Source organism: Paraglaciecola polaris LMG 21857, from assembly GCF_000315055.1.
GTDB lineage: Bacteria > Pseudomonadota > Gammaproteobacteria > Enterobacterales > Alteromonadaceae > Paraglaciecola > Paraglaciecola polaris.
In genome coordinates this window covers 1-10819 of record NZ_BAER01000010.1, presented here as the reverse complement: position 1 = coordinate 10819, position 10819 = coordinate 1, and the positions used below count along the sequence as shown (strand labels likewise).

Genomic DNA, 10819 nt, shown 5'->3' with positions numbered 1-10819 from the left:
AACTAATCCAGATCGGCAACGTCGATTGCTCGCATTAGTCCCGGTTGATGATGTTTGGGGCGTTGGTAGACGGCTTTCTAAGCGTTTAAATGCGTTGGGTATCACCACAGCCTTAGACCTAGCCAATGCCTCTCCTAGAGCCATCAGAGACCAGTTTTCGGTGGTTTTAGAAAGAACCGTCAGAGAGCTCAATGGTGAGTCGTGCATTGAACTAGAAGAGATCCCGCCAACTAAGAAGCAAATCGTCTGTAGCCGTTCATTTGGCGTAAAAGTAACGCAATTTGAATTGTTACGTGAGGCCGTATGCGAATACGCAACCCGCGCCACTGAGAAGCTTCGCAAAGAACAGCAGCAAGCCAAAGTGCTGACTGTGTTCATACGAACCAGCCCCTTTAAGGACAACGAGCCGCAGTACAGCAATTCCGCATCGGGCGAGTTGTTGATACCCAGTTGTGATACTAGGGATTTTATCGAGCTGGCCAATCACTTACTCAAGAGGATTTGGAAGGATGGTTTTCGTTATGCCAAAGCGGGCGTCATGCTGTCTGACTTTTACGATCCAGGCATGTTTCAACCAGGACTATTCGATGACGTATCAACCCGCTCTAATAGCCAGCAGCTAATGTCTGTATTGGACACCATTAACCAAAGTGGTGCCGGAAAGGTTTTCTTTGCTGGACAAGGTACGAAGAAAGATTGGTCGATGAAGCGAGAGCATTTATCTCCCGCTTATACAACACGCTGGGACCAGTTACCGCGAGTACGGTAATGCTCTCTTTATTTGCTGCTTGAGTTTTCGATAATGTGGAGCGTACGCTGAGGGAACGGAATAGTCAGACCAGCTGCTTCAATGGCTTCTTTTACCTGCTTATTCAAATCCCAATAAGCTGACCAATAGTTTTCATTGGTTGCCCATGCTCTCAACTGAATGTTTACTGCACTGTCGGCCATGGACGCAACCATTACCTGAGGCGCTGGTTCCGACATCAATCTTGATTCATTTTCTGCAACACCTTGCAATATTTTAAACGCGTCATCTATGGAGTCTGAATAGGAAATTCCCACAACAATATCCATCCGGCGTTTACCATTACGGGTGAAGTTTTTGATATTATTTCCCCATAAGACGCTATTCGGGGAAGCAATATACAATCCATCTATAGTTTCAAGCACGGTTGTAAAAAGATTTATCTCTTTAACTGTCCCTTGAGTTGAACCAAACTCAATAAAATCTCCAGATTTAAACGGTCGAAGGATCAGTAGCATGATTCCAGCTGCGATGTTACTGAGCGTATCTTTAAGCGCAAGACCAACTGCCAAACCTGCCGCACCAACCAGAGCGATAAGACTAGCAGTATTTACCCCAAAGATGTCTAAAATAAATACACCGCCGATTACATATACCGCGTAACTGGCTACGGTTGAAAATATTGGTATCAGGGTCACGTCAACTTTTTTCAACTTAGAGTTAGTGTCTTGAATCGCTTTGCGCACTGCTCTTGCAATAAGTGAGCTTGCCACCAAAATAACAATAGCCAAGATTAAATTATAACCAAGCGCTACTATTGTCTCTGAATGATTTTGCCAAAATTGAATAAGTGAATCTTTCATATCTCTCTCTCTCTTTCATTGTGCGCATGTGAGTTGAATCCACATGCCCACTTATTATTTTTGATTTTGCTATTAAATCACAGACGAAACTAACCAAGTGTTGTAAGCACAAAATGCGATTAGCAGACCTGCGCCTTCCAATCTGTTAATCCGTCCAGCATCACGAAATCCATAGGCCATAAATAGCAGGGCGATTGTCAAACCCATCATAACTAACCAGTCGCGAGACATAACCTCGGAAGACATACCTGTAATCGGCGATATAACGCCCGCGATACCAACGACAGCGAGTAAGTTAAACATGTTAGAACCCACCACATTGCCAATAGCGATATCATGCTCACCTTTTCTAACTGCAATAATGGATGCTGCTAATTCAGGGAGTGACGTGCCCAAAGCAACAATCGTTAAGCCGATAATTAAATCACTAACACCCAGTGCCTCTGCGATACTCACTGCTCCCCAAACGAGTACTCGTGAACTCACTATCAGAAGAATCAAGCCAATCACCAGCCAAAAAATAGCTTTTTTGATAGGCATCTCGTGCTCAACCAGTTCTTGATCCATTTCACTTTCTAATTTATCCCCTTTACCTCTCATAGCAGAGTAAATACTCCAGCCAATTAAGGTAAAGAACCCCACCAGAAGAAGAACAGACTCAAAACGTGTTAGCGAGCCATCCCAAAGGAAATAACCGAGCGCAGAACTAATAAGCAATAATAAAGGGATCTCTTTTCTGACTATTTTTGATTGCACCAATATTGGGGTAACAATAGCTGTTAACCCTAGAATTAAACCTGTATTGACGATATTCGAGCCGAGCGCATTACCGAGGGCTAAATCTGGATTGCCATCAATGGCCGCCATTGCAGAAACAACCATTTCAGGTGCAGACGTACCGAAACCAACAATGACCATTCCAATTAGCAATGACGGCATGCCAGCATATTTTGCAGTCGCGGCTGCGCCTTCAACGAAGCGGTCAGCACTCCAAACTAATAAAATAAAGCCAGCTAGAATGGCTAAAGAAGCAACTAACATTATGCGCACCTCCCGTTTTTAAAATGACTCGTATTACTACAGAAGGTGCAGTTTAGGAGTTGTTTAATGGCTTTACTGAATGAAAATTTACGAGTATTTCCACTGGCATAAGACGCCAATCGACTGTTCGTAATAACGATGGTTAGCTGTGACATGAGTATTTCCTTGGGGTGGTTTAGACAAAGGCAAACGAGACTCTCCACCCCGAGAGCGCCATTTGCCTTAAGTCTTGTCAATCCAAGTATGGACATAACCGCCACGAACTGCTGTTCGGAGACTGTTGACGGTTATCACAGTAAAAACTGAGAGACTACTCCCCTAAGGTTAGAACCGAATGATATAACCATTTATAACCATTTACAACTTAGCAATAAGCGTTCACTCTGCGACGCAGCATGTTGAGCTTATCAACCTGGCGTCGAATATCACTGAAGAATTCTTCTTTCTCCATGGCCAGCGCTAACTCCCATTCTTTGGCCAAACCTTGGCAGTCCAAAAATGCGTATCTCAGCTTCGTCTTTGAAATACGCAGACCCTTGCTAAAGACCACGCGTTTGCCTCGTTGACCGTGAAAACTGTTGATGTACCACTCGATGCCAAAGCCATACTTAAAGTCTCTGATACGGACACCAAGCAGCCCCCAGTCTTTAAAGGGCGCATTCTCTCGAACCTTGTAATGGGTAACCCAAAAGTCATCAACTTCAGCTCGTGCCAGCGCTTTTAGCCTGTCCGTTTCTTGCTGCAATAAATCTGATACCTCTGATTTCCATTGTTCATTGACGATTTCTACCAAACCAATTTCCCCATCCAATTAACCCCAAAAGCCAAAACCACTATCCGTTTGGCTTTTGGATCGAAACGCCAAACGTAAAACTGCCGTCACAATCACTGTTTGGCGTCTCGATATAAATCAACTCGCGCAATCCCATACCTGACAAGGGATACAGCCCGATTTCACTTAAAAACGCCTAAAAAGACGTATCGCCATGAACAAACAAACCGTTTGGCGAGTTCAGGCCAAAATGCAAACGACGTTTGGCGTCTCGATTTTTTTGGCTAGGTCACCAGCCGCCAAACAGAGCCTATTCTCATACTTTTGCGAAAATGCAATAGGCAGATAGATGAAAGGATTTGTCACCTTTCTGCCCACCGCCAGTGCACCGAATCCTGATAATGACATTTGAGTGAACCGCCAGAGCACTTGGAAATGCCCAAGCGTGACCTGAGCGGTTAGTTGAAAACTGTTAGAGCACTTTGAGTGCACAGGAGATAAGTATGTTTGTACTAGGCGTAGATATCGGTTACTCAAACCTGAAGCTGGCCATTGGCCAATCAGGCAGTGAACCGAAAACCATTATTCTACCTGCGGGTGCCGGTCCTGCGGATCGTATGCCGGAGCGTATCGGTGGTGGCGATGATGAAACTTGTTTGTATGTATCTGTCGATAATGAGCGTTGGGCCGCTGGTGTGCCTGCTGGACGCCTTCAAGGCTGGGAACGAGAGCTTCACCCGGAATATCCCACCACAAAAACCTATAAGGCGCTTTTTCATGCTGCCTTGTTAATGGCAGAAACTGAGTCCATCGATTTGGTTGTCACTGGATTACCGGTTTCCCAGTTTCATGAACCACAACGTAAGTCTGACCTTGTGCAGCGTTTAAAAGGTGTCCATCAAGTGACGCCTAAGCGCAGCATCACAGTTCATGATGTCAAAGTGCTGCCGCAGCCTGCCGGTGCCTATATGGATCTGGTTCAAACAGGTGGAGATTTGGGCTTGATTGAAGAAGGTCGCGTCGTCGTTATAGACCCTGGCTTTTTTTCTGTTGACTGGGTTGCCCTTGAGGCCGGAGAAATTCGCTACAGCTCATCAGGAACCAGTCTTCAGGCAATGTCCGTGCTACTGGAAACCATTGATAAGCTGATTTCGGAAGATCACGGTGCCAAAGTAGGTATGGATCGACTTGAAAAAGCCATGAGAACCGGCGACTTGCAGGTTCTGCTGTTTGGAGAAAAAGTCGATATTTCACCTTATCTAAATGCTGCCATGAAAAAGGTAGCGCCTGTTGCTCTTACAGCCATGCGCCAATCTATGCGTGACGAAAGCATCAATGCAGACTTGGTATTGATCGCCGGAGGTGGAGCCTTGGCTTATAAGGAAGCGGCCAAGGAGATTTTTTCACGAAGCAAGATCATCGTCCCGGAACAGTCTGTTTTGGCGAACGTCCGAGGCTTCTGGTTTTATGGGGCCTGATCATGAGAGTTGTCGTCAACATTCCCCCAGGGAGCCACCCTGAACTGCTTAAAGAATTAGAAAAGACGCCACCACGGGAACGCGCTGAGCGTCTGCGGATGCTGGCCACCTTTGGCTTAATTCACATGAGCCAACCCAATCTATCCACGTCATCTGCACCGGTGGATGGCCATGCACCAGATGGTAAAGTGCCTTCTATGAGTACAGCGCCAGAACCCAAAGCAGAATCACGTAAACAATCTTTAAAATCAAAACTAGGGCTGGGCTTATAACATGGCGTTATCAGTTAGCTGGCTCGATGCCAGGTTAAATAAGGAAGCAAAAGAAACCGTAGTAAAAGCCGACCGAGATGGGCTAAGTGCTCGGGTATCGCCCAAGGGCAAAATTGTCTTTCAGTTTCGTTATCGTTTCGATGGCAAGCAACAGCGGGTAGACATAGGTACTTACCCACTTATGAAGCTTGCTGAAGCTAGGAATGAGCTGGATAGGTTAAGGGCTATACTTGATCAAGGCCGAAACCCTAAGCTCTACCTTCAGCAGGAACGGGCTAAGTATTCTGCCAACCAAAGCTTCGAATCGATTTTTCGAGACTGGATAGACTCTGCCGGTAAGCAAGGATTAAAGGAGAAAACGTGGCACTTCCAAAAACGTAGCAGTGAAATATATTTGCTGCCCAGACTTGGCAAGTACCCATTAACTGACATCAATGAATTGTCCTTAAGAAACTGTCTTCGTGAGGTTTCAGAGTCGTCTCCGTCAAACACAGAGCGCCTAGTGTCTGTACTGCATAAGTTCTATGACTGGCTGATTGATGAACAAATCTTGGAAATTAACGCTGCTGCAGGGATCACAGCAAAGAAGGTTGGTGGTAAGAAAGGCAAACGAACTCGGGTGCTAAATGACAACGAGATCAGGATACTTTGGCGCTATTTGCATGAGTCAAAAATCACTGAGAAGAATCGCATCTACATAAAATTGCTTCTGTTATTGGGAGGCCGTAAGGGAGAACTCATTCAAGCTGAAAAGCATCACTTTGACTTGCAATCTGCAATGTGGACAGTGCCCATAGAGATCCGCAAACAAGGTGAGAAAATTGGAGCGCCGATCATGCGGCCATTGATTAAGCCAGCTATTGAGCTGATTGAACTGGCGATGCAGATGAGCAAATCAACCTACTTGTTTCCCGCGAACGGACAAGAAGAGCTTGCCACAAATGGCTTTGATACCACTATTCCTAATAATGTGAAAATCTGGGCTCGCAGATCGCTTGGTGTTGAGATGGAACATTGGTCTATGCATGATCTTCGCAGAACGATGCGAACGCGAATGTCAGCCATCACCACGCAAGAAGTTGCCGAGTTGATGATTGGCCACAGCAAAAAAGGGTTGGATGCTATCTACAACCAATATCAGTACCTGGATGAAATGCGTCATGCTTACGACGTTTGGTATCAACAGCTAGAAACCATCATCGAGCCGACAGGCTTTCCATTCAACTGGCGTTTCGGACAGTAAAATAAAAGAAAGAGGCTCAGTCCTCTTTCTTCTCATACTCCTCCAAGTCTTCAATGTGCCACAGCTTGTTTCGTGTATTTCGGTTGATGCGAGGTTGCGGCAAGCTGCCATCTTTTATTCTTCGCCAGAGAGTCGTATAGCTAATGTGGTAACGAGCCATCACTTCGTAAGACGTTAGAAAAGGGGTTATCTGGTGCGCTACTGCTGTCATCTGCATTCTCCTGAAAATCAATGTAAAGCTATCATCGCCTGATTCATCACTTGTTGATGGTCAGAAAGATGCATGATTTGTTCAGAAGATCAGCCTTATCAAAACACCGGTATCATTGTGCAGTTTACAAAATTTCTAGTTTACGGCGCTAAGCGCCGTAAAATCGCATTAAGTTAAACCATCTTTATCGATATGCACGCTCTAGCTACTAGGAATTTAGCGTAGCGGTATGCTTCGTAAGTGCGTTTCGATGGCTTCAATCACTGACTTAGTAAGTGGTAAATGCGCTTTTTCTTTCGCCCATACCTCATGGAAGCCTGCTACGGTTTGTTTGGCTGTATCTAACACCAATTTTTCTGGCAACATGGCTTTAGCCGCCAAGTGCGATAACTCATCCAGCGTGAAATCGCTGAATTTCTTGCTACGGCTCACCTTCAGCGATGCACTATCATCGGGGATATAAGGAATGGTTGAAACAAAGTCATAAGCAGGTGCAATAGACGCAGTGCGCTTATCTTTGTAAATCACAGACCAATTCTTCAAATGCATATCGGCATTGCCAATTAGCGTGTTGAACACCAATCGGCGAGTAAATTCAGCAATGTCTTCGTCTTGCCCTTCAATACCGATAACCTGAGCAATATTTCGCATACTGGCTTTTTTGTACTTATCTTGAGGATAAACACCAAACACTTGCGCAAAGTCCTCAATGTGAACAGCTTGACCATCTGCACGGTCAAAACGCTTGATCACAAAAGCGCTATCTCCAAATTTGCCAATGCCATTTGGGATATTAGTAATCCGATTAATAGGGAGTAGCTGCGTTTCTGGCACGTCCATTCCCAACATTCGAGCCAGTTCCATCATTGAATATTCATTTTCTGGCACAGCTTCAAATCGAGACGACGGTAATTTTACAATCCAAGAGCCACCTTGACCGGTTGCTGGGATCGTCAAACCGCCATTTGCCTGCTGCACAGCTGAAAACTTCAATTGCACTCCCGCTAATGAAAAACGCATTGGCCCATCTGTCTTCGTTTCATCTTCTATGTCTTGATACACATTAGGTGGTAAGGCTTCACCATCCGCAGGCTCAACCGTGATCGCTCCAGCCAGATCCTGCCCCAGTACCCACAATAGAAAAAATTCCCGTGCTGGGTTCACACCAGCACGCTCAGCCAGGTAATTACGCATGGTTTCTTCTGGTAAAAGGTTGGAGAAAAACGGGGTTAACTTAGTTTGGGTAGGTTTGAAGCTAGTCAGCAGGCCACCGAGCGAATCTTTAAAGCCAAGCCCTAACACAGGCCGCGATTCGTCATTAATGTACGAATCCATAAAGGCAAAAAGTGTTCTGTCATTACCCACGTTGGTGATCGTTGCGATCGGTTCACCATAGAGCAACACGTTGAGCGTAGAGACATGGTTAGTCATCGTCGTCTTCCTCTAACTGATACGCGGGCGACATTGGCTCACCCTCATCGCTGATGCCGTTAATACCTTGGCCACTTCGAATGATCGACTTGATGGCAGGTACAGACTTTTTAGGCGCAACCAATAGCTCTAGGTCTAGTACACGGGCAAGTGCAATCAAACTGGATATTCTTAAATCAACACTGCCAGACTCGATTTTCGAAATATGGCTTTGAGGCACACCCGAACGAGCACTTAACTCTCTCTGGCTAAACCCCTTTCGTACCCGAGCTTCTCGAAGACTTTCTAGTATCTGCTCTGTTACATAGCTCATTTCGATACGCCTTAATGCATCACTTAAGAATAATTATATACAAAAACATATCACAGTAACTCAAATAACACAAATTCGATTAGCCATTACACATCAAAAGCCATGACCTGATACATAATTACATATAAGTAGAAAGAGATTTTTGTCATCGACAAAAGAGCGATACTCTCGCTGATAATCGCGAACTGACGCATCAAACTCCCTAAGTACTTTTGTCGCTCAGCCCTTATACAGCAAGGGCTACAGAAGAACTCGCGTCAAATCGCCAGAAGATAAGTGCAACAAAGAGGAAGTTTGTACACAGTTACAGGAAATTTTGTACACACAAGTCGAAAAACAAGTGCAAAATGATGGTGTAAACAGCAACTAAATTTGAAGGTAAGTCTGATATCTCAATTAGAAATAACCGTATTGGTTCGCTTCAAGCATCTTCAAAAACAAACACTAAAGCAAAAATTACACCAACAATAAACTCCCTCATTAAATTTTGTAATTTGGTACAGAAGAAAACATTTACCAAAAAAGAGACTCTTTTTAACGGTAGTACTTTTTACGTCAAACCCAGTAACCACAAGGCCTACAGACAGGTTTGTGTCATGGAATTTTCGCCAAAGGCCTCTAAAACGGAATTTGTACTCAAGTTTGTACACACTTTCCGAGGTTACGCTTGAACATCATTGAAAAGCAAAGAAACGAGAAAAAGACAAAAAGCCTTTAAATTCAGTACGTAGAGATGTGATTGTGGTGTGCAATGAAAGGTGATTTTAAGCGTTGAAAGGCTGGGCGGCATCAGGGTGGGAGATGATAGCAAACGTCCTTCTCTTATTGATTTCATTGACAAAATTACTATCGCTCATACCCAAAAAACCCTTATATACACCTAAATTTACACCCAATTATTATTACCGCTTTCGCATAAGTGAAAGCGGCGCGATATTCTATCGAAAACTGCGCCCTTATGCTTCGATAAATTCCAAGAGTTCTTCGAAATTATGCCCGTCAGCCTGTCTAAGTGCTGATATATATTGCACGCGCCTGTCATTCATCTTTTCTAGCTGATAGCCCCCTGCCCAATCAATGACAGGCTCACCTAACACTTTGGTTAAGATTGCATCTGCCATGATCCGCGAATGTCGTCCATTCCCATTTGGAAACAAATGTATATAAACTAATTTATGGTGAAACCTTCCAGCTAACTCTTTTGGAGGGAAAGTGTCATGCTCTACCCAATATTCTGCATCATCTAAAAGCTGCCTAAGCTGAACACTGATTTGAAAGGGGTCGATACCAATACTCTTTTCAGTTTTGCGGAATGTGCCAGCCCAGAGCCACACTTCACCAAATAATTTCTCATGGAGCTTACGTACAAAGCCTTCACTTAAGACATCAGGGCTTTTTTGTTTGCTTAACCACTTTAAGCCATTTTGAATGTTAGCCTGCTCAAGTTCATCCAATTGCCCCCGTGTTTGAATATGCTTGAAGCGTAAGCCTTCCAATTCATCAGGGTCTAGTGGTGTTGCACCATCTGGCTCTTTGAAAATATCACTCATCGTCGTTCCATAAATCAGAGCTTGGCTTATCAATCATTTCCTTTGCTAATCGTTCGACCTCAGCAAGTAATTTACCTTCGGCAATAAGTTGACTTTCTAAAGCCATATGAACACCAGCGTTTCGAACCTGCTGCATTGCCTTTAACCGAGCTCTTTTCAGAACCACCTCTTCAATCTCGGTTTCAGGCACAATGGCATAAACAAACTTACATCCCATGCTCTCTGCCATTTGTTGCATTGATTTGATTGTAATGCTGCCAGAAAGCTCATCTTTTTCTCTTTTAGAGATCGCCGCCCTTGTCACGCCAAGCCTACGGCCTAGCTGTGCCCCTGACATATCTAACGCTTTACGTACTGTACGCAGCCAACCTTCCGACGGCATAGACAAACCATCAAGCATTTCTCTCGCTCGATTAACATTTTCTCTATACTGCTTAACAACAAGGCGTTTCATGCTCATACACTTTCATTAATTTTTCAAATATCACTTATAATGTCTATCTATTTATATACAAAAACAATAAAATGTCAACATAAAGGTTTACATTTAAATGTAATTAGTCAACCAATAGATTTACAATAAATACTTAAAGTAAACTTATTGGTTAACCACAAGAGCGGAACGCAATTATTACAAGCTAGTAATTAGGTACAATGACTAGCCATATAATTGAGTTGAATAACTAGTCATTGCTGAACTAATTCTTAGCAATATTTCTGATGACATGGTCTAAACTTATGGCCTGCCCAGAACAAGTGCGCCCCCATACACAATGACCGTAAAAGTCTTTTTCAACCTTCTCACCAGACAAAATGAGTTTATCCGCTAACCAGTTGCTTACCGCCCAATACTCAAAAATTTCAACGAACTCTTCTTCGCCCTCTTCGTTTTCAACG

The 10819-nt window shown here is 44.1% G+C and carries 12 protein-coding genes; 4 read left to right on the top strand and 8 right to left on the bottom strand.

Features of this window, described 5'->3' with window-relative positions; translation table 11 throughout:
* Positions 1–769 (top strand): DinB/UmuC family translesion DNA polymerase (locus GPLA_RS00755; protein WP_040513670.1); only part of this gene is annotated, 769 nt, incomplete at its 5' end.
* Positions 770–777: 8 nt separating this feature from the next.
* On the opposite strand, the gene GPLA_RS00750 is transcribed toward GPLA_RS00755, so the two are convergent.
* The 3 genes from GPLA_RS00750 to mobI form a co-directional block, all read right to left on the bottom strand.
* The gene (locus GPLA_RS00750; protein WP_007102881.1) at positions 778–1611 is read right to left on the bottom strand and encodes a mechanosensitive ion channel family protein; all 834 of its coding nucleotides are present in this window, start codon (positions 1609–1611) and stop codon (positions 778–780) included.
* A 72-nt stretch (positions 1612–1683) separates the two neighbouring features.
* On the bottom strand, positions 1684–2652 hold the full coding sequence (locus GPLA_RS00745; RefSeq protein ID WP_007102880.1) for a calcium/sodium antiporter: 969 nt from the start codon (positions 2650–2652) through the stop codon (positions 1684–1686).
* 364 nt (positions 2653–3016) lie between these two features.
* The gene (mobI, locus tag GPLA_RS00740) at positions 3017–3445 is read right to left on the bottom strand and encodes a conjugative transfer protein MobI(A/C) (protein ID WP_456095262.1); all 429 of its coding nucleotides are present in this window, start codon (positions 3443–3445) and stop codon (positions 3017–3019) included.
* A 482-nt stretch (positions 3446–3927) separates the two neighbouring features.
* Between mobI and GPLA_RS00735 the strand changes: the two genes are divergently transcribed.
* The 3 genes from GPLA_RS00735 to GPLA_RS00725 are packed head-to-tail and all read left to right on the top strand — an operon-like array spanning position 3928 to position 6417.
* Positions 3928–4902 (top strand): ParM/StbA family protein, encoded by a 975-nt coding sequence (locus GPLA_RS00735; RefSeq protein WP_000497807.1) that lies wholly within the window; start codon positions 3928–3930, stop codon positions 4900–4902.
* 2 nt (positions 4903–4904) lie between these two features.
* The gene (locus GPLA_RS23650; RefSeq protein ID WP_040513628.1) at positions 4905–5174 is read left to right on the top strand and encodes a hypothetical protein; all 270 of its coding nucleotides are present in this window, start codon (positions 4905–4907) and stop codon (positions 5172–5174) included.
* Position 5175: 1 nt separating this feature from the next.
* On the top strand, positions 5176–6417 hold the full coding sequence (locus tag GPLA_RS00725; protein WP_007102876.1) for a tyrosine-type recombinase/integrase: 1242 nt from the start codon (positions 5176–5178) through the stop codon (positions 6415–6417).
* Between the two features lie 427 nt (positions 6418–6844).
* Here GPLA_RS00725 and GPLA_RS00715 read toward each other — a convergent pair whose 3' ends face one another.
* From GPLA_RS00715 to GPLA_RS23560, 5 genes are all read right to left on the bottom strand, one after another.
* Complete coding sequence (locus tag GPLA_RS00715) at positions 6845–8059, bottom strand: type II toxin-antitoxin system HipA family toxin (RefSeq protein WP_007102875.1); 1215 nt, start codon at positions 8057–8059, stop codon at positions 6845–6847.
* Positions 8052–8372: a helix-turn-helix domain-containing protein gene (locus GPLA_RS00710; protein WP_000122829.1), complete on the bottom strand. Its 321-nt coding sequence runs from the start codon at positions 8370–8372 to the stop codon at positions 8052–8054. The genes GPLA_RS00715 and GPLA_RS00710 overlap by 8 nt, the downstream gene beginning before the upstream one ends.
* A 956-nt stretch (positions 8373–9328) precedes the next feature.
* Positions 9329–9922 carry a mobile mystery protein B gene (locus tag GPLA_RS00705; protein WP_007102873.1) on the bottom strand — a complete coding sequence of 198 codons (594 nt, stop codon included), beginning with the start codon at positions 9920–9922 and terminating at the stop codon, positions 9329–9331.
* Positions 9915–10376, bottom strand: coding sequence for a mobile mystery protein A (locus tag GPLA_RS00700; RefSeq protein ID WP_226993020.1), 462 nt, complete (start codon positions 10374–10376; stop codon positions 9915–9917). The genes GPLA_RS00705 and GPLA_RS00700 overlap by 8 nt, the downstream gene beginning before the upstream one ends.
* A gap of 244 nt (positions 10377–10620) precedes the next feature.
* A partial coding sequence (locus GPLA_RS23560) for a hypothetical protein (protein WP_040513612.1) occupies positions 10621–10819 on the bottom strand: 199 nt, incomplete at its 5' end.